Annotated in this window: 21 protein-coding genes; 7 read left to right on the top strand and 14 right to left on the bottom strand. The window is 73.4% G+C overall.

Annotated features, from left to right (window positions below; genetic code table 11):
* Positions 1–755 precede the first annotated feature (755 nt).
* The gene (locus tag AB0O82_RS21325; RefSeq protein ID WP_363585541.1) at positions 756–1,133 is read right to left on the bottom strand and encodes a helix-turn-helix domain-containing protein; all 378 of its coding nucleotides are present in this window, start codon (positions 1,131–1,133) and stop codon (positions 756–758) included.
* A 140-nt stretch (positions 1,134–1,273) separates the two neighbouring features.
* On the opposite strand from AB0O82_RS21325, the gene AB0O82_RS21320 reads away from it, so the two are divergent.
* Positions 1,274–2,257 carry an NADP-dependent oxidoreductase gene (locus AB0O82_RS21320; protein ID WP_363585540.1) on the top strand — a complete coding sequence of 328 codons (984 nt, stop codon included), beginning with the start codon at positions 1,274–1,276 and terminating at the stop codon, positions 2,255–2,257.
* Positions 2,258–2,336: 79 nt separating this feature from the next.
* On the opposite strand, the gene AB0O82_RS21315 is transcribed toward AB0O82_RS21320, so the two are convergent.
* On the bottom strand, positions 2,337–3,428 hold the full coding sequence (locus tag AB0O82_RS21315; protein ID WP_363585539.1) for a polyprenyl synthetase family protein: 1,092 nt from the start codon (positions 3,426–3,428) through the stop codon (positions 2,337–2,339).
* A gap of 438 nt (positions 3,429–3,866) precedes the next feature.
* Between AB0O82_RS21315 and AB0O82_RS21310 the strand changes: the two genes are divergently transcribed.
* Genes AB0O82_RS21310 through AB0O82_RS21300 form a run of 3 tightly spaced genes read left to right on the top strand, consistent with a single transcriptional unit; the run spans position 3,867 to position 7,344 of the window.
* Positions 3,867–5,357 (top strand): asparagine synthetase B family protein, encoded by a 1,491-nt coding sequence (locus tag AB0O82_RS21310; protein WP_363585538.1) that lies wholly within the window; start codon positions 3,867–3,869, stop codon positions 5,355–5,357.
* A gap of 56 nt (positions 5,358–5,413) precedes the next feature.
* Positions 5,414–6,355: a TauD/TfdA family dioxygenase gene (locus AB0O82_RS21305; protein WP_363585537.1), complete on the top strand. Its 942-nt coding sequence runs from the start codon at positions 5,414–5,416 to the stop codon at positions 6,353–6,355.
* 14 nt (positions 6,356–6,369) lie between these two features.
* The gene (locus AB0O82_RS21300) at positions 6,370–7,344 is read left to right on the top strand and encodes a radical SAM protein (RefSeq protein ID WP_363585536.1); all 975 of its coding nucleotides are present in this window, start codon (positions 6,370–6,372) and stop codon (positions 7,342–7,344) included.
* A 13-nt stretch (positions 7,345–7,357) separates the two neighbouring features.
* Here the strand turns inward: AB0O82_RS21300 and AB0O82_RS21295 are convergent, their stop codons facing one another.
* From AB0O82_RS21295 to AB0O82_RS21245, 11 genes are all read right to left on the bottom strand, one after another.
* Positions 7,358–8,428 carry a glycosyltransferase gene (locus AB0O82_RS21295; protein WP_363585535.1) on the bottom strand — a complete coding sequence of 357 codons (1,071 nt, stop codon included), beginning with the start codon at positions 8,426–8,428 and terminating at the stop codon, positions 7,358–7,360.
* Positions 8,425–9,219, bottom strand: coding sequence for a 5'/3'-nucleotidase SurE (locus tag AB0O82_RS21290; RefSeq protein WP_363585534.1), 795 nt, complete (start codon positions 9,217–9,219; stop codon positions 8,425–8,427). The genes AB0O82_RS21295 and AB0O82_RS21290 overlap by 4 nt, the downstream gene beginning before the upstream one ends.
* A gap of 1 nt (position 9,220) precedes the next feature.
* Positions 9,221–10,291, bottom strand: a complete 1,071-nt coding sequence (moaA, locus tag AB0O82_RS21285; RefSeq protein ID WP_363585533.1) for a GTP 3',8-cyclase MoaA — start codon at positions 10,289–10,291, stop codon at positions 9,221–9,223.
* Entirely contained in the window at positions 10,252–11,406 is a 1,155-nt protein-coding gene (locus AB0O82_RS21280) for a deoxynucleoside kinase (RefSeq protein WP_363585532.1), read from the bottom strand. The genes moaA and AB0O82_RS21280 overlap by 40 nt, the downstream gene beginning before the upstream one ends.
* The gene (locus tag AB0O82_RS21275) at positions 11,406–13,712 is read right to left on the bottom strand and encodes an MBL fold metallo-hydrolase (protein ID WP_363585531.1); all 2,307 of its coding nucleotides are present in this window, start codon (positions 13,710–13,712) and stop codon (positions 11,406–11,408) included. The genes AB0O82_RS21280 and AB0O82_RS21275 overlap by 1 nt, the downstream gene beginning before the upstream one ends.
* 138 nt (positions 13,713–13,850) lie before the next feature.
* The gene (locus tag AB0O82_RS21270; protein WP_363585530.1) at positions 13,851–14,435 is read right to left on the bottom strand and encodes a non-canonical purine NTP pyrophosphatase; all 585 of its coding nucleotides are present in this window, start codon (positions 14,433–14,435) and stop codon (positions 13,851–13,853) included.
* Between the two features lie 48 nt (positions 14,436–14,483).
* Positions 14,484–15,254 carry an SDR family oxidoreductase gene (locus tag AB0O82_RS21265; protein WP_363585529.1) on the bottom strand — a complete coding sequence of 257 codons (771 nt, stop codon included), beginning with the start codon at positions 15,252–15,254 and terminating at the stop codon, positions 14,484–14,486.
* A 216-nt stretch (positions 15,255–15,470) separates the two neighbouring features.
* Positions 15,471–17,546 (bottom strand): DUF2264 domain-containing protein, encoded by a 2,076-nt coding sequence (locus AB0O82_RS21260; RefSeq protein WP_363585528.1) that lies wholly within the window; start codon positions 17,544–17,546, stop codon positions 15,471–15,473.
* Between the two features lie 268 nt (positions 17,547–17,814).
* Entirely contained in the window at positions 17,815–19,272 is a 1,458-nt protein-coding gene (locus AB0O82_RS21255) for an aldehyde dehydrogenase family protein (RefSeq protein ID WP_363585527.1), read from the bottom strand.
* Positions 19,273–19,284: 12 nt separating this feature from the next.
* Positions 19,285–20,295: an alcohol dehydrogenase catalytic domain-containing protein gene (locus AB0O82_RS21250; RefSeq protein WP_363585526.1), complete on the bottom strand. Its 1,011-nt coding sequence runs from the start codon at positions 20,293–20,295 to the stop codon at positions 19,285–19,287.
* A 45-nt stretch (positions 20,296–20,340) separates the two neighbouring features.
* Positions 20,341–21,096, bottom strand: coding sequence for a glucose 1-dehydrogenase (locus AB0O82_RS21245; protein ID WP_363585525.1), 756 nt, complete (start codon positions 21,094–21,096; stop codon positions 20,341–20,343).
* A gap of 135 nt (positions 21,097–21,231) precedes the next feature.
* On the opposite strand from AB0O82_RS21245, the gene AB0O82_RS21240 reads away from it, so the two are divergent.
* Positions 21,232–21,399, top strand: a complete 168-nt coding sequence (locus tag AB0O82_RS21240) for a hypothetical protein (protein WP_363585524.1) — start codon at positions 21,232–21,234, stop codon at positions 21,397–21,399.
* 207 nt (positions 21,400–21,606) lie between these two features.
* Here AB0O82_RS21240 and AB0O82_RS21235 read toward each other — a convergent pair whose 3' ends face one another.
* Positions 21,607–21,939 carry a hypothetical protein gene (locus AB0O82_RS21235; RefSeq protein ID WP_363585523.1) on the bottom strand — a complete coding sequence of 111 codons (333 nt, stop codon included), beginning with the start codon at positions 21,937–21,939 and terminating at the stop codon, positions 21,607–21,609.
* Between the two features lie 309 nt (positions 21,940–22,248).
* On the opposite strand from AB0O82_RS21235, the gene AB0O82_RS21230 reads away from it, so the two are divergent.
* Both AB0O82_RS21230 and AB0O82_RS21225 read left to right on the top strand, forming a co-directional pair.
* Entirely contained in the window at positions 22,249–23,319 is a 1,071-nt protein-coding gene (locus AB0O82_RS21230; protein ID WP_363585544.1) for a serine hydrolase domain-containing protein, read from the top strand.
* 204 nt (positions 23,320–23,523) lie between these two features.
* Positions 23,524–24,636, top strand: coding sequence for a serine hydrolase domain-containing protein (locus AB0O82_RS21225; RefSeq protein WP_363585543.1), 1,113 nt, complete (start codon positions 23,524–23,526; stop codon positions 24,634–24,636).
* The last annotated feature ends 119 nt before the right edge of the window (positions 24,637–24,755 follow it).

The following is a 24,755-nucleotide window of genomic DNA, read 5'->3' as shown; positions in this document are numbered from 1 at the left end:
CTCACCCTGAGCATCACCAACACCACGGACCGGCCGGACCACAGCCACACCCACGCCGCACTCATCCTCGCCGCCGCCATCATCTGGGCCGCCAGGCACAGAAGATGACCCCGCTCCCGACCACGGCACCTCCGACACGTCCGGATGCGGAGCACGACCCCGGCCAGACCTCCACCGTCACCGGCCCTGTCGCGCATCCTGGGGAAGGCACCGACACAGGGGCGACGTCGTTCTCACCCGCGGTGCGGCTACTGAGCGGGCCGGGTGGCGCCAGGCCACCGCTTTGCACTGCGGGGCGCTGTCCGGGCCCGGGCACTCTCACCTCCCGGACCGCCCGTGAGCGCCTGACACTCCCGGGGATCCTGACCAGACCGGCGCCGGCCCGCCCGGCGGGGCGGACAGCACCGACACCGCCCTGCCCCCGCCCGCCTCCCTGGAGCTCTACGCCCGGGTACTGGCCGGCTCCGCCGAGGCGTTGGCGCACGGCTGGCTCCGACTCTGGCTGACCCCGGAGACCGGCGCGACCACGCCGGTGCGACCATCGGCAGGTTCTCCCACCTGCTGCCGGACGCCGCGCAGCGGGTCACAGCGGCCTGCGCGGAGGCCGAGACCACCGCCGCCGAGGGCGCCGCGCAGGCGGAGGAGTGGCTGCTGGCCACCTGTCCCAGGTCCGCCGTCCACGCCCAGCCGCACGACCTGCGGACGGCGGCGTGCTGAACCCTCGGCTGCGGGAACCGGTCGTGGCCACTGCCGGGCTACCCCGCGACCGGCTCGGGCCGGAGGGCCTGGTCGATGTTCTCCTCGACCCAGGAGCGAAGCGCGTTCAACGGCACCGCGGCACTCTGGCCGAGGCGGGTGAGGGAGTACTCGACGTGCAGGGGGACGACGGGGTACACGGTGCGGTCGAGGATGCCGAAGTCCTCCAGGCGGCGCAGGGTCTGGGTCAGCACCTTGGGGCTGACGCCCTGGAGGCGGCGCTGGAGTTCGCCGAACCGCTGGGGACCGTCCTCGAGGGCGCCGATGGCGAGGGCGGCCCACTTGTTCGCGAGCAGGTCGAGCAGGATGCGACAGGGGCACTGGGCGGCGTAGACGTCGTGCTGCGAGTGCTCGCCGCTGGGGCAGGTGGTCGTCATGCTCACTCTCCTCACCAGGACACTTCCCGATGGGAAGTACTAGCCCTTGAAGGTAACCATACCCGCGGGGATAGCGTCGCCGGCATCGAGGAACGGCCGCTGAACGGCCTTCCGCACTCTGATGCTTCGGGAGATGACGCATGTCCGCAGACACGATGCGCGCGGTGGTCCAGGACACGTTCGGCGGGCCGGAGGTGCTGCGGGTCGCCGAGGTGACGCGTCCGGTGCCGCTGCCGACGGAGGTGCTGGTACGGGTGCACGCGGCCGGGATCAACCCGGTGGACTGGAAGACCCGCGGCGGCTCCGGCATGGCCGGCCTGCTGGGTGAGCCGCCGTTCACGCTCGGCTGGGACGTGTCCGGCGTGGTCGAGGAGGTCGGCTTCGGCGTGACCACGCTGAAGGCCGGTGACGAGGTGTACGGCATGCCGTGGTTCCCGCGCGCCGCGAACGCCTACGCCGAGTACGTGACCGCCCCGGCCCGGCAGTTCGCCCGCAAGCCGGCCACGCTCGACCACGTGCACGCCGCCGCCGTGCCACTGGCGGCACTGACCGCCTGGCAGGCCGTCGTCGACACCGCCCAGGTGCGAGCCGACCAGCGGGTGCTGGTCACCGCAGCCGCCGGCGGGGTGGGCCACTTCGCGGTCCAGTTCGCCCGCCACCTGGGCGCCCACGTGGTCGCCACCGCCAGCGCCGCCCGGCACCCCTGGCTCAAGGAGCTCGGCGCCGACGAGGTGATCGACTACACCAGCACCCGCTTCGAGGACGCCACCACCGGCGTCGACGTCGTCATCGACCTGGTGGGCGACGAGCACGACCTGACCGGCACCCGCTCCCTGAAGGTCCTGCGCCCCGGCGGCCTGCTGGTCGCCGTCCCGGCCGGCGTCTCCCCCGAGCTGGCCGCGGCCGCCGAGGCGGCCGGCGTGCGGGTCACCCCGTTCCTGGTCGAGCCGGACGGCGCCGCGCTGACGACGATCGCCGCGCTGATCGACGCCGGCGAGGTCGCCGTCGAGGTGGAGCGGACCTTCCCGCTGGAGCAGGCCGGGGCCGCTCATGCCCGCGGCGAGGCGGGCCGCACCCGCGGCAAGCTCGTCCTCACCACCGGGGTCGGGCCCGGAGCCAACTGACCGCCGATCAGGAACGGACGGGATTCCCCGCTCGCCCCTCCCCCGTCCTCCGCCCTCCCTGTCGCGGGCTCACCCCACCTCACCGGACTCGCTCGACGCTCCACCCCGGCAGGTACTCGAAGAACGCGACGGCCTCCTCCCGCCACCTGGGGCGCCAGGCCGCGGCTTCCGCGGCGGCCGCGTGCGCGAAGCGCCGCATGTCCGCCCGCATCCGCTCCGGGACGCCGTGGCGGTGGGCGATGTCGCGGATGGCGGCGACGGTCTCCTCGGTGCAGGCTCCGTCGCCGAGTGCGGACTCCACCACGGCCCGCTCGGCGTCGGTGGCCGCCGCCAGGACGGCGCGGACGGTGTAGTTGCGCCGCCCCTCCCGGAGGTCCGTTCCGGTGGGCTTGCCCATGGTCCCCGCGTCGCCGAAGAGGTCCAGGTAGTCGTCGCGCAGCTGCCCGCAGATCCCCACCAGCCGGGCGTAGCGGCGCAGTTCCTCGTCGTGGCGGGCGGGCTGGACGCCTGCGGCGAGCAGTCCCAGCTGGAGCGGGGCGAGGACCGAGTAGCGGGCGGTCTTGTAGTCGGCCACGTCGTGCAGCACCTCCTCGCCCGGGTCCGCGGTGAAGTCCCGCTCCAGGTCGATGATCTGGCCGACGAACGTGGCCGTTGCCGCTCGCGTCTGCACCTCGACCATGGCCTGTCGGACCGGGAGCGGGGCCCGGGAATCGAGGAGGACCTGGAGGGACAGCGCGAGTGCGAGGTCGCCGGCGAGGACGGCGAGCCCGAGCGCGGTCTGCGGCCGGTCGGGGAACCGCCCCCGGTAGGCGTAGTAGGTGGAGGGCCCGCCCCGGCGGGTGGGGCTGTCGTCGATGATGTCGTCGTGGACCAGCCCGTGGGTCTGGAGCAGTTCGATGCTCAGCGCGGCGTCATCCAGCCCCGCCACGGGCTCGGCGGTCACCAGCCGGGCGGCCTCGAAGAGCAGGGCCACCCGCATCCGCTTGCCGCCGCGCAGCGACAGGTCCCGCAGCAGGGCCAGGCAGTCCGGGGTGAACCGGCTGAACGACGGAGCGTCGAAGGCGGCGGCCAGGTCCTGGAAGTACTGCTCGGACAGCGTGCTGAACCGGCGCTCGTACCCGGCGAGACGGGCCCGGATCTGCTCGGAGGGGACGGCGGCGGTATCGGTCACGAAGATGTCTTCCGTTCGGGCGGGGATGCGGGCCCGCGCAGGCGCGGAGGTGCCACGGATCCCGGTGGTGGTCCGTCACCCATGCTGCCCCATCGGCCTCCCGGTCCGAGCACCCGGTCCACCTCGCCCGGGCGGGCGGTGAGCCGCCGATCGAGAGCGGGGTCAAAGTCATCATGATCATCCGCAACTCGACCTCAGGCGAACTCGCCTTCGCCACAGGACTCCAGAAAACGGACAGTGGTGCACCCGCAGGGACCACGGCTGTCCGGAACCGGGTGTTGTCCGCGGGCCGGGTGCCCCCCAGCATGGATGACGCGGCCGGTACTGCCGCGACCGACCATGGACCCGTCCGCGCTGGGAGGTCCCGTGCACCACGGTGCGACCCGATCGGAGAACCGAGCACAGAGCCGCGAAGGCCGGTGGCTGAGCGTGCACCGGGTGGGCGGCGAGATCCGCGCACGCGGGTGTCCCACCGCCGCGCTCGGCCACCCCCTGCCGCGCCCCGGCAGGGTGGAGGGCGTCTTCGCGTACTGGGCCTGGGACGGGACCGGGGTGACGGCCGGCACCGACCGCTACGGCATGCTGCCGCTGTTCTACTGGGCGGACGAGGAGCGCCTCGTCCTGTCTCCCGAGCTCCGCGACGTACTCGCGCTCGGCGCTCCGCGCTGCTGGGACGACGACGCGCTCGCGGTCTTCCTCCGGCTCGGCTACTTCGTCGGCGACGACACACCGTTCGCCGCCATCCGCGTCCTGCCGCCCGGAGGGGTGCTCACCTGGTCCCCGGGGGCGCCTCCCCGCGTGCGCTCCCGACCGCCCGTCACGCCGCCGTCGCCGGGCATCACCCGCGCGAAGGCCGTCGACGCCTACATCGACCTGTTCCGATCCGCCATCGCCGCCCGACTCCCCTGCGCCGAATACGTCCTGCCGCTGAGCGGCGGCCGGGACTCCCGGCACATCCTGCTCGAACTGCTCCGGCAGCAGGCTCCGCCCCGACTCACCGTCACCACCGGGAAGTTCACCCCGTACGACGCGGACGTCGGAGTCGCCGGCAGGCTCGCCGCGGCGGCCGGGGTACCGCACCGGTACGTCGACCGCGCCGGGTCGGACCTCCAGGCCGACCTGACGACCAACCGCCTCCAGCAGATGTGCACCGCGGAGGGCGGCTGGGTCCTGTCCCTGGGCCGGTTCCTGAGCACCCGCACCCCGCTGACCTACGACGGCCTGGCGGGCGACGCCCTGTCCCAGGACCCACACGTGTACTTCCCACCGGTCCACGACCGCCGCCGCCTGGGGACGGCCGAAGGTCTGGCCGCCTGGATCATCGAGGCGACCGGGCTCTCACCGCTGCTGCCGCACCTTCTCCGCGCCGGCCGACTGCGCCGGTGGAGCCTCGAACGGGCGCTCGCCAGGCTGGCGGCGGAGACGGCGCGGCACCTGGACGCGGCGATCCCCCTGCTGTCCTTCGTCTTCTGGAACCGCACGCGCCGGGCCATCTCCCTGCACCCGATCCGGGTGATCGGCGACGGTGGGCTGCCGGTGCACCTGCCCTACCTCGACCACGCGCTGTTCGATCTACTGACGGCACTGACGGAGCAGGTGTTCGCGGACGGCCGTCTGCACACGGAGGTCATCAGCCGTGCCTACCCCGGCTACGCCCACCTCCCGTACGTGGAAGGGCCGATGCGGCACGGCCCGCGCGTCGCCCTGGCCCGCGCCCGCTACCTGCGCGAGCTGCTGCGCCACACCACCGGCCCCCGCCGGGCCTGGTGGCACGGCCACGACGGGATGCTCCCGCCCCTGTTGCGCGGCGCCGGTCACGGCCCCCGGCTCCACGCCGTCGACCGGATGGCGCCCTACGCCGTCTACCTGACCCAGCTCGCGGAGCTGACCGTCCATCCAGGCCCGGTCGGCCCGCCGCCCGCCCGTTGACCGGGAGCCCCCCGGCCGCAGACCGCGTCCGCCGAAACCCCTCGAAGGGACGGATCATGCTCGCAGACCCGCACGGAACCGCCCAGTGGCCGCCGCGGATCCGGATGGCGACCGACACCGCCACCGGCCTGGAACGCCGGTTCGGCGCCATGACCGGCGAGGACCTCACACCCCCGGCCGCCCAGCGCGAGGCACTGGCCGAGGCGCTCGCGACCGTCCCCGGCCTCGGCGCCCTCCAGCGGGACCTGGTCGCCGGTGTGCGCGACCACGGCGCGGCGGTACTCACCGGCATGCCCCTGAACGACGGTTCGCTGATCGCCGTGAGCAGCTGTCTCGGGGTGGTGACCGCCGAGGACAACGGTTTTCCGTGCCGCATGGTGTGGGACATCCGCGAGGACCCGCAGGCGTCCGAGGACCCCCATGCCCAGCAGCGCGACCGGTTCGACCTCCACACCGACTCCACCTTCTCCGCCCGCCCGCACGACACCATCGGCATGGTGTGCGCCGAGCCCGCCGCGGACGGCAGCGGGCGGTCCCTCCTGCTGACCGCCGACCGCCTCGTGCGGGCCCTGCGGGCTGCCGGGCACGAGGGCGAACTCGCCAGGCTCGGCCGGCCGGACTTCCCGTTCGGTCCCGGCCGCGTGGCGGGCACCGCGCCGCACCGCGCCGCTGTCCTCAGCCTCGTGGGCGGGCCCGCCCGGGTGCGCTACCGCTTCGACCTCCTGCACCGCGCGCTCGACCGGAGTACCGCGCACGGCCTGACCGACGGCGAGGTGCGCAGCGCGCTGGCGGCCATCGCGGCGGTGGAAGGCGTCCTGGCCGGTCCCGGGCTGGTCACCTCGCTGTTGCTGGAGCGTGGTGACTACCTGCTGCTCGACAACTCGCGGGTTCTGCACGGCCGGACGGCCGTTACCGCGTCCGCTGGCCGCCACCTGCGGCGCCTCAAGCTGCGCGACCACGCGGCGGCCGACCCAACGTCCTCCCTGTCCCTGTCCTGAACGGGCGGTATCCGATGGCTGACACTTCCCCTCCTGGCGCCTCCCTCGGCGGCGACTACCGCATCGTCGGCGGGCGCCTCCACAATCCTGAGGGCTGCGAACTCAACGTCGTGCTGCACTGCAACCTCCGCTGCCGTGCGTGCAGCCACCTCTCCCCCGTCCTGCCGCCGTGGTTCGCCGACCCGGCGCAGATCGCCCGGGACCTGGTCGGGCTCGCGGGGTCGTACTCCTGCGGGCACGTGAAGATCCTCGGCGGCGAACCGCTGTTGCACCCCCGTCTGCCCGAGGTGATCGCGGCGGTCCGCGACTCCGGGATCACCGACCGCGTGGCGGTGTGCACCAACGGCCGGCTGTTGTCGTCCCGCGATCCGTGGCTCTGGCGGCTGGTCGACGAGATCGAGATCTCCGTCTATCCCGGTCAGGCCCCCACACCGGTGGAACTGGACGCCCTGCGCCGACGGGCGGAGGAACACGCGGTCCGCCTCGACGTGAAGCTGGTGCCGGTCTTCCGCGAGTCCTACGCGGAACAGGGCAGCGAGGACCCGCACCTGACGGCCCGGATCTACCGCACCTGCGAGATCGTCCATGTCTGGCGCTGCCACACGGTCCACGAGGGGGTGTTCTACCGGTGCCCGCAGAGCTACTTCCTGCACCGCCCGGAGGCCCCCGGTGCCCGCGTGCCGTCGGACGGCCTGCCCATCCGCAGTGACCCGGGCTTCCTCGTGGACCTCCACGCGTATCTGACCTCGTCGCGCGGGCCTGCCGCGTGCCGCTGGTGCCTGGGGACCGTCGGCCGCCGCCGGCCTCACAGCCAGCTGCCGCGCGCCGGGTGGCGCGCCGCTCAGGACGCGCCGAGCGAGGAGCTCGTCGACCTGCGTCTGCTCGCGGAGCGCGAGCAGACGCAGGTCGCGAGCCGGTACGAGAAGCGGGTGCTCGGCAGCGGCGACTACGCGCCGTCCGAGTGGCTGCGGCGGCGGCCGACCTCCTAGATCCGGACAGGACCTAAGGGAGCACCAGGGCCCGGGCCAGTGCGGCCGCCCCGTCGGGTTCGGACGGGGCGGCCGGCATCGGACGGCGGCCGCTCCGCAGGAGCAGGTACAGCGCCTGGGCGATCGCGTCCGGGTCCGGCTCGGCGACCATCGCGTTCAGCCGGCCGGCGGCGGCCCGCAGGTGGACTCGCTGGTCGTCGAAGTCGCGCACGCCCGGGACGATCACTGCCGGCACGCCGGAACGGGCCAGTTCCTGCACGGTGTTGTAGCCGCCGTGGGTGATCGCGGCCGTCGCGTGTCGGTACACGTCGTGGTCCGGTCCGAGGTACGGGGTCACCCGGACCGGGCCGGACAGGCCCGGCGGGACGGTCACCCGGCCCCGGAAGTTCGGGCCGGTGAGGACCAGGAGATCGGCGGGCCGCGGGTCGTGGCGCGGCCCGGCTGTCCGCGACCCGTACGTCCGCACCGCGTCGAGGGCGGCGTCGAGGAAGGCGGGCGCGTCCGCGTGCCCGCCGCCGCCCGCGACCACCGCGATCCTCGGCTCCCCGGTACCCGGGGGCCAGGGCGAGCGGGTGCCCAGCAGGCGCCGGACCACGTGCGGGATCCCGGTCAGCCGTACCCCGTGGGCGGTCTCCTCCCGGCCGGGCTCGCCCAGCAGGTAGACCTGCACGATCGCGGGGGTGTGGCGGGCGACCCAGGCGGCGGGGTCGGGCCGGTTGCGCTGAAAGCGGTGCACCAGGACCTGCCGGCAGCCGAGCCTGGCGGCCCGGTCGTACAGCTCCCGCTGCACGGTGACGTCGTGCAGCACGACGTCACCGGTGGTGAGCGCCTGGTCGACCAGCGCCCGCGCCAGTCGGTGGTCGACGCTCGGCCCGGTGCCGCACAGCGGCTCGCCGACCAGGCTGTCGGCGTCGGTGGGAATGGTCACCTGGGCGAATCCGTGATCCTCGGTGAGTCGCTGCTCGCGGTCGGTGAGCAGCAGGGAATCCCACCCGAGGGCGCGCAGTTCGGTGTGGACGGCGATCAGCCGGGACACGTGGCCGAGGCCGCGGCCCCAAGCGAAGGAGACGACCCGCCCGTTCATCGCCGGACACCGTTCACGGGCAGCACCACCGCCGGGTCCGCCCGCACACCGCTCAACGCGGTGACCGTCGCGTACCCGGCGGCGAGGGCGGCGACGTCGCCGACCCGGCCGGGGAGGCCGGTCGTGCCGGTCCTGCCGGTCCTGCCGGTCTCCTGGTAGCCGATCCTGATCAGGTCCGGCCCGATGCGGACGGCCGACAGCCGGACGGCGGGGTCGTCGGCGAGGCCTGCGGCCCGGACGCCGCGCAGCCGTTCCGGAGGCACGTTGGGCGCGTTGACGTTGAGGACCACCGGGGGTCGGGCGGCCGGCAGCACCTCGCCGGGGCCCGGTACCTCGACGAGCGGCAGCACCTCGGCGAGGGCCAGCAGCGCGGTCTGCCAGTGCAGCACAGCCCCGAGGTCGATCGAGACGGCCACGCCGGGGCGGCCGAACCGCGCGGCGGTGAGCGCCGCACCGACCGTGCCCGAGTGCAGGACCGAACTCCCGAGGTTGGCTCCCGGATTGATGCCGGACAGGACCAGGTCGGGCGGCTCGCCCCAGAGCCCCTGGCAGGCGAGGGTGACGATCAGCGCGGGTGGGCCGGCGACGGTGTGGACCAGGGTGTCGTCGACCCGCCGGGTGCCGACCCGGACCAGCCCGTCCGCGGGCACCGCCCGGCTGGTTCCGCTCCCGCTGGCCTCGCCTTCGGGTGCCGCGGCCAGCACGTCCATGCCCCGGTCGGCGGCGAACGCGGCCAGCCGGTGCAGTCCCTCCGCCGCGGCCCCGTCGTCGTTGGTGACGAGTACCCGCACCTCAGCCGCCGATCATCGACATGCTGCGGGCCGGCCGGACGAAGTCCGGATGGTTGATCTTGTGGCCGGGCCACTTGTGCCACAGGGCCTCGCGGACCAGGCGTTCGAGCTCCGCGTCGTCCGCGTCGGAGCGCAGCGCGGCGCGCAGGTCGTGCTCCTCCAGGGCGAAGAGGCAGACCCGGAACTGCCCTTCGGAGGTCACCCGCATCCGGTTGCAGCTCGCGCAGAACGGCCGGGTGACGGACGGGATGAACCCGATCGAGCCGGGTGCGCCGTCCGCGAAGCGGAACACGCTGGCTGGCTGCGGGCCCTCGGCGGCGACCGGTTCGAGCGGGTAGGCGGCCGCGACGGCTGCCATGGACTCGTCCGCCGGGACCACCTTGCCGCGTTCCCAGGACTGTTCGGCGTCCAGCGGCATGTACTCGATGAACCGGACGTCGTAACCGTGCTCGCGGGCGAGCCGGGCGAAGTCGACCGCCTCGTCGTCGTTGGTGCCGCGGATCACCACACAGTTGATCTTGACCGGGTCGAAGCCCGCCACTCGGGCGGCGGCCAGGCCCGCCCGCATCCGTTCGAGCGCGTCACGCCTGGTCATCTCCTGGTACCGGTGGCGCAGAAGCGAGTCGCAGGAGACCGTGACCCGGCGCAGCCCGGCGGCGTACAGCGGTTCGGCGAGCCGGTTCAGCAGCAGCCCGTTGGTGGTCATCGACACGTCGAGGTCCGGTCCGAGCGAGCAGATGCGGCGGACGATCTCCGGGAGCTCCCGCCGTACCGTGGGCTCACCTCCGGTGATCTTGAACTCGCGGACGCCGAGGCGGTGGAAGAGCCGGGCCAGGCGGTCGATCTCGTCCACCGTCAGGATGTCGTCGCGGCCCAACCACGGCAGGCCCTCGGCCGGCATGCAGTAGGTGCATCGAAGGTTGCACTTGTCGATGACGGAGATCCGCAGGTCCCCGGCGACACGGCCGAGGGTGTCGACGAGTGGCCCCTCGGTGGGAGCCGGGCCGGGGTTGCGCCAGTCGGCGGACACGCTCATGTGGCTGACTCCTCGGGATCTGGATCGGGTGCGCATGCGTAGGTGTCGGGCAGAAGACGGCGGAAGCGGCTGAGCACGTCCTGGGGGCTGAGCTCCGAGGCGTCCACGCGGTGCACGGGCACACGCGCGGCCAGGTCCTCGGCGACGTCCTCGAAGCACTGGGCGACGAGGGCCACGTACCGGCTGGTGAAGGTGCGCTCCAGCTTGCGGTTGCGGCGACGCATCCGGCGCATGAGCACCTCGGTGCGGGCCGTCAGGTGGACGACCGCGGTGGGCGGCGGCAGCATCGCGGTGACGAGGCAGTGGTAGCGGTAGTACGCCTCGTACTGGTGAACTGACAGGTCGCCGTTCAGGTAGAGCGCCTTGGCGTAGGCGAGCGAACTGTGCACGTCCTGGTCGAGGACGCCGGCCCGGCCGGTGCGCAGGTTCTGCAGGACGCGCAGCAGCAGCGTCTCCAGCTGGCAGAGGAACGCCGCCGAGCCGTCGCCGAGGAGGTAGCGGGTGAGGTAGTTGTCCCGGCCCGGGCCCCGGGTGACGGGAACGATGTCCGGGACGTGCTCGATCCCGGTGTCCTGCGCCGCGAACCGGTTGAGCAGGGTGCTCTTGCCGACCGCCGGCGGCCCGAGGACGACCACGGCGGCCGGCGCCTCCGGCCGGTCGAGGACCGGCACCTCGCCGATCAGCCGGTGTGCGGCGGCTTCGATGACCGCCGGCGGCGGCCGGTCCTTCGAGAACCCGGCCAGTGCGACGGCCAGGGCGCCGAGCCAGCCGGTGTCGGCGTCCTCGCCTGCGGGTACGGCGCCGAGCCGGTCCACCGCCACCCAGTGGTACCCGGGCGTGGCCGTACGACCGGCGGTCCGGCCGGGCGGCCGCCAGCCGAACACCCGCAGGTTGCGGGCCGGCGTACCGGCTCGGCGGTCGGCCTCGGCGTACAACTCGCCGAGGTGGACGAGCTGTTCGGCCGGAGCATGCAGTCCGCTGCCGCGCGCCAGGGCGGTCGCGGCCGCCTGGCGGTACGAGGTCCCGGGCTCGACGGTCACCGACGGCGGCTCGGCCCGGGTCTCGGCGAGCAGGATCCGGCCACCCTCCAGGACGAGGCAGCAGGCGTCGGTGCGGGCGGACCGATGGCGTGGTGGCGGGTCGGTGAGCATCACACTCCCGGTCGATGGGGTTCGCGGGACATCGGGACCCCACTGGGGGCTGCCTGGGTGCAGGCGAGCAGGAAGACGCGCTCGGCGAACGCGGCGGGACTCAGCCCCTGGCAGAGCTCGGCGGTCTCCCGGGGCGGCAGCAGCCAGGAGAAGCGGGTCTCGCCGGTGAGCAGGGCGCACAACGGATCCCCGGGGGCCGGCAGCAGGCGGAAGGCGGCACTCGCCGAGTCTGGCTCGGGCGCACCCGCCGCCGGCTCGGCCGCGTCCACGACCGAGCCGGTCAGCGGGCGGCCGGGGGCCGCCTCCAGCCGCAGGGTGCGGACCGCCCCCGGCGGAGCGGTCCGCCGCGGTACGCCGAGCCACCACTCCCGCTCCGCGCCCGCCCACGGCGGCGGGGGTGCCGTCAGGCGGCCGTCCCAGCCCTGGCGCAGCAGGTCGGCGAGCAGCCGCTCCGGGGTGATCGGGAACAGCGCGGCGGCCCGCCAGCGGGGGACTGCCACGCCGGCCGGCAGCGTCCACAGCACCTGCCAGTCACGGACGGGCGAGCGTCGGAGGTTGGCGAGCAGCGCCCGGTACGACTCGCCCGGGAAGCGCACCCCGCCGCCGAGCTGCGGCTGCGCCTCGGTGAGGCAGGTCAGCACCAGCACGCCGGTCGCCGGGGCACCCGGACCAGGCTCCGGCCAGTCGGCGCGGCCGAGGATGCCGACGTACACGGCCCCGCCCTCGTACCGGAGGGGGCCCGAGGCGGCGGCCGGGTCCTCGCCGACGGCCAGGCGGGCGGCGATCCGGCGCCAGACGACCTCGGCGATCGGCGGACGGTCGGACGCGCGCAGCGGTGCCGGGGGGTGCGCCGGGCCGGCCCGGCGCGGATCCGGCCGGCGCGGCGCCGACAGGCGGGCCCCGGTCTCGTCCGCCCCAGCCTTGAGCAGGGCGTCCACCTCGGTGTCCAGCTCGGCCAGCGGGGAGCCGAGCCGGGCCCGCAGCAGCAACGCGAACAAGCCGATGCCGGACAGCACGACGCGTCCCTCGGCGGGCACCGGGTCGTGTCGGCTGGTGATCACGGTGAGCCCGGGTTCGGCCTCGGCGTCCAGCCCCGGTCGGATCTCGCGGAGCCTGCCACCGTACTGCGCGGCCGAGTAGCCCAACCGGGCGGCCAGCAACCCGTCGAGGTCGTCGGCACAGACCGCCAGCTCGACGTCGGGGCGGGCGCTGGGCGGCGTCCGGGTGAGGGCACCGTCCGCGCCGAGCCGGACGAAGCGCTCGGCCACGGCACGGCCCTCGGCGCCGACCAGGGCAAGGCGGTAGCAGGTGGGGCGCAGCCGGTCCAGCGACGGCGGCAGTCCGCCGAACCCGGTGCAGGGCGGGCCGAGCAGCCGGTCGAGACCGTCGTGCTCCGCGGCCTCATCGGCCTGGTGACGCGCCGCCAGGCCTTCGATCCACTCCCCCGGTGCATGGGACCGGTCCTGCGGCTCGCCGGTGGCCCGGACCCAGTCGGCGGCGCGGGCGACGACACGGACCGAACCGTCCGGCCGCACCTCGATCCGGTCCCCGGGATCGGGACGCAGGACGACCCGGCTCGCGTCGTCCGCGAGGATCAGCCGGTCGACGGTCTCGGGCGGGACCGGGAACTTGTGCCGGTTGAGCCACGCGGCCGCACCGAGCGCGTACTGTCCCTCCGGCAGCGGGACGACGTGGCGCGGCCTGGCCCGGGCCAGCAGGGCGGCCGGCGGGTCGGCCCAGTCGGGATCCGGGCCGAGCGGCACCCCGTCGACACTGCGCGTCTCCAGAATCGGCTGACACGGCGCCAGGAGCAGGTCCGGCGGGCCTGCGGAGGCCACCAGCCGGTCCACCCACTCGGGCCGGACGATGCTGTCGACCAGGTGCCAGACGAAGGTGCGGCCGCTCCGCACGGCCAGGCCGTGTTCCGGCCCCTGGAAGGTCGACGGCGTCCAGGTCAGGCGCAGGCCGGGGCGCGGGGCGAGCTCGAACCAGTCGTGCACGACGGTGGTCCGGGTGAATCCGAGCCGGTCCAGGACATGGGTGATGCGCGCATCGGCCGGGTGCAGCACGGGCACGCCGCGATCGAGCGCGTGCAGGGAGGCGGGGTCGAAGTGGTCGCGGTGCGAGTGCGAGATCCACACCGCGTCCGGCCGGGGCAGTCTCGGCACGGCGATCCGGCGGGCGGGGGCGAAGCCGAGCAGGCCGGACCGGTAGGTGTCCCCCACCAACGGGTCGCACAGCAGGCGGAAGCCGTTCGCCTCGATCAGCAGCGTCGCGTGCCCGCCCACGTCCACGGTGACTGCCATCCGTTCCCCCCTCGTGCGGTCGGTCCCGGTCGGTCGCTCATCGGGCGCTCATCAGTCGGGCGGTCATCGCCCGGGCGGGCATCAGTCGGGCGGTCATCGGCCGGGCGGTCATCGGCCGGGCGGTCATCGGCCGGGCGGTCATCGGCCGTTCAGGCGTGCGAGCAGGTCGCGGAACGCCCGTCCGCGGCAGTAGTAGTGCGCCTTCTCCCCTGCGGACATCTCGGCCAGCGTGCGTCCGTCGCCCTCGCCCGGCACGAACACCGCGTCGTAGCCGAATCCGGTGGTACCGCGCGGCTGCCGGATGACCGTGCCTCGGGCGACCCCGGTCCCCACCAGCCGAGTGCCGTCCGGATAGCCGAGCACGGCCACGGTCCGCACCCAGGCGCCCCGCGACTGCTCGGACACGCCGGCGAGTTCGCGCAGCAGCTTGGCGGTGTTCGCGGCCTCACCGGCGTGGTCGCCTGCGTAGCGGCCGGAGCGCAGTCCGGGCGCGCCGCCGAGCGCGTCGACCTCCAGGACGGTGTCGTCGGCGACGGCGGGCAGCCCGGTGGCCGCCGCCACCGCCGCCGCCTTGGCCCAGGCGTTCTCCTCGACCGTGCTGCCGTCCTCCGGGGTGTCCGGGAGCCAGAGCGGGCGCGGGACGAGGTCCAGGGCGGAGCCGAGCAGCACGGTGATCTCGGCGGCCTTGGCGGGGTTGGCGGTGGCCAGCACGACGCGGATCATGTCGAACTCCTTAACGGGAGTTGTGCATTGACCTTGCCTCTGATTGCCTCAGGCGGCACTCCCGCGTCGCCCCGGAAGTACGCCGGGTTCGGACCGGATGTGCCCCATGGCCAGGTAGCCGCCGTCGACCGGGAGGTCGGTGCCGGTGACGAAGGTCGCGCCGGGCCCGCACAGGAACAGCACCGCCGCCGCGATCTCCTCCGGCTCGCCGACCCGGCGCAGGATGTGGTGATCGCCGAGCACCGGGCCCCAGCCGGCCCGGTCGCCGCCGGTCATCCGGTCCAGCTCGGGCGTCCAGACCAGGCCCGGGGAGACGCTGTTGACCCGGATACCGTGCTCGGCCAGGTCGAGGGCCTGGCACCGGGTGAGGGCGAGCAGGGCGCCCTTGGTGGCGTTGTACGTCCACTGCGCGGGCTGTGCGATGTGCCCCGAGACCGAGGCGATGTTGACGACCGCGCCGCCGCCCGCCCCGCGCATCAGCGGAACGACGGCCGAGGTCATCAGCGCCGTGCCCTTGACGTTGGTGCCCAGACTGATGTCCCAGTCCTCGGCCGTGGCGTCCTCGCCCCGGGACAGGAACGTCGCGGCGCAGTTCACCAGCGTGCGGACCGGCAGGCCGACCGCGCCGGCGGCCTCGGCCGCCGCGAGGCAGTCGGCGGGCCGGGAGATGTCACCGTGCACGGGGGTCGCGCCGCCCTCGAACTCGGCGGCGGCGAGGCGCAGTGCGGGCGCGTCCCGGTCCACCAGCACGACGTGGGCTCCCGCGTCGGCGAAGGCGTGCGCGGTGGCCCGCCCGATCCCGGACGCGGCTCCGGTCACCACGCACACCGTTCCCGAGGGTCTCGCGGCCGACGGTCTCGGTGCGTACGGCCGGGGTGTCGGCACTGGAGCCACGGACGTCCTCCTGTCCTGGGTGCGCTCGTCGCCCGGCGCACACGACGCCGGTCGACGGGACTCGCGTCGAAGGGACTCGCCGAATCGTCCCCGGAATCGTCACCGAGCCCCGCCCCGGGGACAACGGGAAATCCGGACATCTCAGCCCTGGACGACCGGAGCATGCCAGGGCAGGACCGGGCGGACCAGGAGTTTCCGCCCGTCCGGCCACGCCAGGCGGACCTCCGTACCAGCCACGCGGACCGTCACGTCCGGCGCCTCGAGCGCCCCCGGCGCGCCGGTCAGCAGCACAGCACTGACCACCACGGTGAAAGATTCTGACGTTCCGTCAAATACCTCTGCCGAAGCGGGCGGAAGCACGAGGAGGGGCACGGCGGAACAGTGGCCGAAGGCGTTCGCTCGCACGCAGCGGTACACCTCCGCCGCCGCCCAGCCGTGCAACCCGGCCACCGCGCTGACCAACCCCGGTCCGTTCGCACCGGGCGCCACCCGGACGGCCGCGCCCGGACCTCGACCCACCGCTCCCCACTCGGCGGGTACCGCCTCCGGCTCCTCCTCGGCCGCCAGCGCGTAGCCCCCCTCGCGCACTCCCCAGCCGGCCGGCCGACACAGGCCGTGCACCCTGATCTCCCAGGGCCCGGCCGGCACCGAGACGCTCACCACGGGCGGCGGCAGCACGCCGGGTACGGGCCCGCCCGGAGGCAGCGGCCGGTGCCAGGAGGCGGCGTACCGGTCGGTCAGGGCGAGCGGGTGGATGCGCTCGCGGCGAGTGGCGGTGCCGTCCGGCAGGAGCAGCGCCAGGTGGTTGTCGAGCCGCAGCGCCTCCGTTTCCGGGCCGATCAGCGGCCCGGTGCGGGTCGAGTAGGCGAACCTGGCGTAGTGGGGGTCGTCGCGCTCGACCGCCGGCGGAGCCGTCAGATAGCAGGAGCCGTGGTTGAGCACCCGGACGAGCCCGTCGGCCGAGGTCCGCTGGACCAGGAACCCGGGAGCGGGCAACGCGGCCGACACATCCGCGCGCTCCTGCACGAGCTGCTCCTCGGGCTCCGTCCACACCGGGTGACCGGCCGGGAGCAGCAGCCCCAGGAACCCCATGGCCGCCGCGTACGGCGAACCGGGCGAGCTGTAGACCTGGGCCGCCGCGCTCTGCTCCCCGTACCAGCCGAGCGGAAGCAGGCCCCGCGGATCGGGCACTCCCCGCTCGGTGAAGTGCCGCAGCACGCCGGACGCCAGCCGTCGGGTCTGCCCTGCGGTGAGCGGGGTCGCGTCGTCCAGCGCACCGAGCCAGAACGGGGCCAGACAGGCGAAGCGGTAGCTCAGCGACCGCCCCTGGTGCAGCACGGCGCCGTCCGGCCCGAACAGCAGCCGGTACTGGGTGAGGAAGCGGTACAGCCGTTCGCGGTGGAGCGCCGCCCTCGCCCCGGCGCGTTCGCCCGCGATCCGCGCCCACAGCAGCGGGTAGAGGTGCAGCCCCCAGGCGTTGTAGTGGTCGAAGCGGCGGCCGGCATCGTAGGCCGCCGCCGGGCCGACGGCGTACTCCCCCGGGCCGCCCGAGCGGTAGTCGTGGCGGATCTCCGGCCCGTCCAGGTACCAGCCGTCGCCCGAGTACCAGGGCTCGATCTGCTCCAGCCGGGACTCGATCTCGGCCCGGTCGTGCCCGGCACCGACCGAGGCGAGGAACTCGCCGACCACCGCTTGGAAGAGCACGTGGTTGTTCTCCCGGACCCCCCGGCCGACCGTCCCGCCGAGCCACCGTGCCACCTGCTCCTGCTGACCGGACGTCAGCCGGTCCCAGATCCACGGGCGGGACTCGTGCAGGGCCACCGCGATCGACGCGGCCTCGACGATCTGCTGCGAGTAGTCGGTGACCATCGGCCAGCACTCCGGCCCCCCGGGGTCCGTGCCGGCGAGCAGCCCGGCAGTGACCTGGCCCGCGAGCTCGGCTAGCCGGCCGTGCCCGGACTCGTCCCCGGCCGCCGACCGGAGGGCTGCCAGCACCGCCATCCGCGCGAACCCCTCCAGGCCGTCGGTGTCGCCACCCGACCAACTCCCGCGCCCCGGCGGCGAGATCCGCGCCCCGAGCGGGCTGCGGTAGGGCCGCAGGGACGCCAGCAGATGATCCGCGACCGCGATCCAGTGCCGACGGGTCCAGCCGGTCACCGGCGCGCCGTCCCGGTCCTCGGGAGGCAGTTCGAGCCCGGGTGTCGGTCGACCTCGCATACGGCGGCCTCCTCGTGTCGGCGGTGTCGGCGGTGTCGGCGGCACCGGCGCCCCTCGCGCGTGCGACCGAGCACACCTGACCGAAGACCGGACAGGCCCGCTCATGCTGCCTGCGCGACGTTGCCGCCTGCCGAGTGCACGGTAGACGAGCCCACGGAGCGGGGGAACTCATGCGCGGCGGAACTGGGAGGAGGTCGATGGCGCTCTGACGCCGACGCCCCGGGCCCGGCCTGCCGGACTCCCCCGGCAGGTCCGACCTGATGGTTCGTCAATCGCGCTTGATGGTACCGGTGGTGATGGTGATGTGCTTGTACTCGACGAAGTCGTCCATCACGGCCATGCCGTTCATCCGGCCGAGACCGGACTGTTTGAAGCCGCCTTCCTCGAACTCGTCGTAGACCTTGGCCCAGTCGTTGATCCAGATGGTGCCGGCGTCCAGTTCGCGCGCGACCCGTAGCGGGCGGTCGATGTCGCGGGACCAGATGCTGGCGGCGAGGCCGTACATGTTGTCGTTGGCGAGCCGGACGGCCTCGGCTTCGGTGTCGAAGACCTGGAAGGTGAGGACCGGGCCGAAGGTCTCCTGCTGGACGATGTCGAGGGAGTTGTCGGTGACCTCCAGCAGACTGGGGTGGTAGAAGGCGCCCTTGGCGAGCGGCCCTTCGGTGTACGGGCCGCCACGGACCAGGGGTTTGGCGCCGGCGGCGATCGCGGCCTGGACGACCTGGTCGATGCGTTCGGTGTTCGGCTTGTCGATGACGGGGCCGAGTTCGCTGGCCGGGTCGGCCGCCGGGCCCACCCGCAGGTTCTCCAGTCGGTCGGTCAGGCGCTCGCGCAGCGCGTCGGCGATGCCGCGTTGGGCCAGGATGCGGCTGCCGGTCATGCAGAACTGGCCGTTGAAGACGACCAGGGCGTTGACCAGGGCGGGGACGGTGGCGTCCAGGTCCGCGTCGTCGAACACCAGCATGGGGGTCTTGCCGCCGAGTTCGAGGCCGAAGCGCTTCAGGTGCTCGGCGCCGGTGGCGGAGATCGCCCGGCCGACCTCGGTGCTGCCGGTGTAGCTGATGCACGGCACGTCGGGCGAGGCGATCAGGTAGCGGGCACCGTTGCCGTGCAGTTCGGTGAAGGCGTTGACCACACCCCGGGGCAGCGAGCGGACCTCGGAGATGATCCGGTAGATCAGCGAGTTGATCTGGGCGGTCTGGCCGGGCATCTTCACCACCGTGGTGGTACCTGCGGCGAGTGCCGGGGCGAGCGAGCGGATCAGGAGCACGAGCGGCGAGTTCCAGGGCGTGATGATGCCGGACACCCCGCGCGGCTGGCGCAGCACCATGGAGAAGGAGCCGGGCTTCACCTCCAGCGCGCGGCCGTACTCGGTGCGCACCAGTGAGGCGTAGTAACGCAGCTTGGGCGGCACCATCTCCACTTCGAAGCGCGCGTGCGGCTTGAGTTTGCCGTTCTCCAGGGCCAGTGCCTCGACGAGGTCCTCGGTGTGGTCCTGGAAGGCGTGGGCCATCTCGTTGAGTGCGCGGACGCGCAGCAGCCGGTCGTCCTTCCATCCGGTCTGTTCGAAGGCCGTCTTCGCCGCCGTGATCGCGGCGGCGGCTTCCGTCTCGCCGCCGTCGGCGTACTGGCCGATCGTCTCTCCGGTGGCGGGGTTCGTACTGCCGGCGTGCGACGGGGAGTCCACCCACTCGCCGTTGATCCAGTGCAGGGCGGTCGTGTTCATGGGTTTCCTGTCCTACGGGAGGAGGACGGCGCGGTACCTGGCCTTGCCCATGTTCTGGAAGGTGTTCTCGGCGTCGTCGAGGGGGTGGGTCTCCACCATGGGGCGGATGCCCTTGAGGGCGGCGAAGGCCATCGCCTCCTCGCTGTCCTTGGCGTGGCCGCTGTACCAGCCGGCCAGCGCCCGGCGGCCGAACACCAGGAGTTCGGGGTCGACCTGGATCGGGTCCTGACCGGTGGCGATCACGACCAAGCGGCCGTTCGGCGCGAGCCCCTGGAGCAGATCGGCCTGGGAGGGGCTGTGGCCTGCGGTGGAGATGACGGCGACCGCCCCGCCGAGTTTGGCCAGCGCCTCGCCCGCGCTGCCCTCGTCGCTGGCGATGTACTCGTCGGCGCCGAGCCGGCGGGAGACGTCCTCCTTGGCACGGCCACGGTTGATCGCCACCGTGCGGAAGCCCATCTTGTCGGCGAACTGCACGGCGAGGTGGCCGAGTCCGCCGATGCCCTGGACGGCGACGGTGTCACCGGGGCCGGCGGCGCAGTGGCGCAGCGCGTTGAAGGTGGTGATGCCCGCGCACATCAGTGGACCGGCCTCCTCGTACGAGAGCTGGTCGGGGATGCGGGCCAGGGCGTCCTGGGGTGCGACGACGTACTCGGCGTAGCCGCCGTCGTAGGAGACGCCGACGATCCTGCCCTCCGCGCAGTTGGTGAAGTCGCCCCGGCGGCAGGGGTCGCAGACGTGGCAGCTGCCGCCGTGCCAGCCGATGCCAACCCGGTCGCCGGGCTTCCAGGTGATGACGCCGGGGCCCACCGCGTCGACCTCGCCGGCGATCTCGTGGCCGGGCACCCGGGGCAGGCGCACGCCGAGCAGGCCGTAGCGGACGATGTTCTCGCCGCCGCACACCCCGCAGGCGCGTACCCGCACCCGGACCTGGTCCGGCCCCGGCTCGGGGACCGGCAGTTCGCCGACCACGAAGGGTTCGCCGACCTCGACGACCTGCACGGCTTTCATCGTTGACGTGCTCATCCTGGTGACTCCTCGTGTGCCTCGTCCTGTTCGGGCCCGGCGGGGTCAGTTGCTGGAGCCGCCGTTCATCAGGACCTCCTCGCCGGTGATGAAGAACGACCTGTCGCTGGCCAGGAATTCGGCGACGTCGGCGACGTCCTCGGGGGTGGCGAGGCGGCCGATCGGAATCGTGTCCAGCAGCGCCTTCTTGTAGGGGTCGTCGTTGCTGACGCCGGTGAAGATGCCGGCTCCGTCGATCGGGCCGGGTAGCAGGGAGTTGACCGTCACGCCCCGGTGGCCGATCTCCTGGGCGAGGACCTTCACCAGGTACTTCGGGGCGGACTTGCTGGTGCCGTAGAGGCCGAGACCGGGCTGGGGGCGCGCGGTGGAGCTGGAGGCCATGTTGATGATCCGGCCCCCGTCCGCGACGTGCCGGGCGGCAGCCTGGATCACGAAGAACGGGCCCTTGGTGTTGACCCGGAACAGCAGGTCGTAGTCGTCCTCGGTGACGTCGGTGACCGGGATGTTGACCTTCTCGACACCCGCGTTGGCGACGACGATGTCGAGCTTTCCGAAGGCGTCCAGGCCGGCCCTGAACAGCTTCTCGATCTCGGCGACGTCCGACACGTCCGCCTGCACGGCGATCGCGCGAACGCCCGATGCGGTGGCCTTCGCCACCGCATCGTCGGCCGGTGCCTTGTCCCGTGAGTAGTTGAACACGACATCCGCTCCGCGCTCCGCGAAACGTAGCGCAACGGCCCTGCCGAGTCCCTTCGACGAGCCGGTGACCAGCGCGACCTTGCCCTTCAACGGCTGTGTCATCTGGGGTCCCTCTCTCGGCCCGCTCACGTCCGGCCCGGGCCTGCGCGACGATGACCCCCTCAGGCCAGTCAACCCGCCATGCCTGCGGGGCGCATCTCCACAACGTCGCGCGCCCGATGGGTGGCGGCACGCTACGTGCAGCGGCTCGAAGACCCGCGCGAGGGCCTGGTGGCAGACGGCGCGGTGGACCGGGACGCGCTACGCACCGTGGTGGACCTGCGCCGCCGCTACCAGCCGGACGCCACCTACCTGGGGACAGCCCTGGAGCCGGACCGCGGCCTGCTGCACACCCCGGTGTCTTGAGACCCTTCCGACGCGGCGGGCTGATCGCGGATCGGCCGCTACCAGCAGCGCGGCCGCTGACTGCCGCCGCCGGCACTCCTGAAGACGAGGCTGGTGCAGCACACCGACGACCGGGCCGTGCTCCTCACCATCGCCAAGCGCGACTGAAACAGCACACCGGGCAGGTGCCGGGCAGGTGCCGGACCGGCACCTGCCCGGTGTGTGCCCTCAGGAACCCTCGCCCCCCAGCATCAAGTCCGTCCCGCCCAGGAAGGTCAGCCCGGCGGCGTCGTTCGACTCGTTCAACTCCCTCAACTCGCCGGGAAGGCGGGTCAGCGCGAGTTGCAGGGCCTGCAACGAGTCCACGCCGAAGATCGCCGTCACGCGGTCGACGACGCCCGGGTGTCCGGTGATCCGGTACGGGCAGTACCAGTCCGGCCCCTCCGGGTCGCGGCAGGGCAGCCCGACCTCCAGCAGCACCGGCCTCTGCGTCCCGTCCGGAGCGGTAAAGGCCAGCTCACGACTGGCGATGACCTGGCCAAGCCCATATTCAGCGCTCACCGCAGCAGTACAACACACCCCACGGTTCGAAGCGCCTCTCCACCGGAAGGCCGGCAAGAGCACTGCCGGGAGCACGGTCCTGGTTGGGGCCGGCTCCCGGAGCCGGCTCCCGGGTGCGGTCTCGTCCTGGGTACGGACGAACTCGCCTGCCCCTGAATGGTCCTCTTGATCAAGGCCGGGAATCACCGGCGCCATTCCTCAGAGGGGTTCTTCGTGAACGAGCATGCACCGCACAGTCGCCTCCCGCGCTCGCGCCGGGGCGGCCGGCACCGGGCGGTGGCGGTCGTGACCGCCGTGGCCGCCGGCGTGATGACGGTCGGAGCGCTGGCACCGACCGCGGCGTTCGCGGGCGGCAAGCCGGACACCGTCCAGTCGAGCCTGAACGCGCTGGTGAAGGACGACGGCCTGCCCGCCGCGCTGGCCGCCGTCAAGGGCCGCGACGGCCGCACCCGCACCTACACCGCCGGTGTCGGCGACGTCGCCACCGGAGCCAAGGTGCCCACGGACGGGCAGGTGCGGATCGGCAGCAACACCAAGACCTTCACCGCCGTCGTCGTGCTCCAGCTCGTCGCCGAGGGAAAGGTCGGCCTGGACTCCCCCGTCGAGACCTACCTGCCCGGCCTGCTGCGCGGCGACGGCATCGACGGACGCAACATCACCGTCCGCCAACTGCTCCAGCACACCAGCGGCCTGCCCGAGTACGTGGACAAGGACTCGATCCTCACCGGTCCGACGCGCTACTACGAACCGCGCGAACTCCTCGACGCGGCCCTGGCCCAGAAGGCCCACTTCGCCCCGGGCACCAGCTGGGAGTACAGCAACACCAACTACCTGCTGGCCGGCCTGATCATCCAGAAGGTCACCGGGCGGCCGCTCGGCGAGGAGGTCAACCGGCGCATCGTCGACCGCATCGGCCTGCGCCACACCTACTTCCCCACCCCCGGGGACACGGGCATCCGCGAGGCCCACCCCAAGGGCTACAACCGGGACGCCGACGGCTCGCTCCGCGACTACACCGAGCTGGACCCCTCCTGGGGCTGGGCGGCAGGCGCCGTCGTCTCCACCAACAGCGACATCACCCGCTTCTACACCGCGCTCCTCGGCGGCCGGCTCCTGCCCACGGCGCAGCTCGCCCAGATGCGCACCACCGTCCCCGCCGACGAGGTGGGCCCCGGCGCCCGCTACGGGTTGGGCCTGGTGAGCCGGCCGCTGTCGTGCGGCGGCCTCTACTGGGGCCACGGCGGGACCATTCCGGGGTACGAGACCGCCGGGGGCGCCACCGATGACGGCCGCGCCACCAGCATCGCGGTGACCATGATCCCAAGTGGTGCGGCCGGACAGCACGTTGAGGCCGCGGTGGACGCGGCCCTGTGCCGCTGACCCTCCCCGATCCGGCCTGAGCTTCCGCACCAGTACGACCCGCGGGTTCTGCGCGCCTCGGCGCGCGCGGAACCCGCGCGCTCGCGTACCCGCGCACCTGCACATCCCGCCAATTCCCCTTTCCCGTAGAGGAGTTCTTCCGTGAACGAGCACGTCCCGCACAGCCGGTCCCCCCAGTCCCACCGGAGCCGCCGCGGTCGGCACATGGTGGCGGCAGCCGTGGCCGCCGGCGTCGTGGCGGCCGGAGTGCTGGCACCGACCGCGGCGTTCGCGGGCGGCAAGCCGGACAACGTCCAGTCGAGCCTGAACGCGCTGGTCAAGGACGACGGCCTGCCCGCCGCACTGGCCTCGGTCAAGGGCCGCGACGGCCGCACCCGCACCTACACCGCGGGCGTCGGCGACCTCGCCACCGGCGCCAAGGTCCCCGTCGACGGGCAGATACGCGCCGGCAGCAACACCAAGACCTTCACCGCCGTCGTCGTCCTCCAGCTCGTCGCCGAAGGGAAGGTCGGCCTCGACGCGCCCGTCGACACCTACCTCCCCGGCCTGCTGCGCGGCGACGGCATCGACGGACGCCGCATCACCGTCCGCCAGCTGCTCCAGCACACCAGCGGCCTGCCCGACTACATGGAAACCCCCGCACTCCCGGACTTCACCACGATCCAGTACCGCTACTTCGAGCCCCGCGACCTCCTCGACGCGGCCCTCGCCCAACAGGCCCGCTTCCCCGCGGGTACCAGCTGGGAGTACAGCAACACCAACTACATCGTCGCCGGACTCCTCGTCCAGAAGGTCACCGGACGGCCCGTCGGCGAGGAGATCACCAAGCGCGTCATCGACCGCATCGGCCTGCGCCACACCTACTTCCCCACCCCCGGGGACACCGGCATCCACGAGGCCCACCCTCACGGCTACTACCGCAGCTCGCCGGACGCGCGGACGATCGACTACACCGAGATGGACTCCTCGGCGGCCTGGGCGGCGGGGGCGATCGTCTCCACCAACACCGACCTCAACTCCTTCTACGCCGCGCTCCTCGGCGGCCGACTCCTGCCCGCGGCGCAGCTCGCCGAGATGCGCACCACCGTCCCCGCCGAGCTCCTGGGCCCGGGGGTCCGCTACGGGCTGGGCCTGCAGAGCAAGCCGCTCTCCTGCGGCGGCCTCTCCTGGGGCCACGGCGGGACCACCGCGGGCTACCGCTCCCGCAACGGGGTCACCGACGACGGCCGCGCCGCCGCCATCACCGTCACCGCCATCCCGGGCGAGGCCGGCGCGCAGCACATGGCGGACGCCCTGGACGCGGCCCTCTGCCGCTGACCGCCCCACCCCTCGGGGCGCCCCCTGCCTGCGCGGGGGGGGGGCGGACACCGGACAGACGGCCTCGCGGCTCCCGTGGGCGGGGACCGCGAGGCCGTCTGTGGAGTACCGCTGCCGGG

It is taken from the genome of Kitasatospora sp. NPDC088264 (genome assembly GCF_040685715.1).
Lineage (GTDB): Bacteria > Actinomycetota > Actinomycetes > Streptomycetales > Streptomycetaceae > Kitasatospora.
The sequence above is the reverse complement of the archived record's forward strand: the minus strand, read 5'-3'. Positions and strand labels throughout refer to the sequence as shown.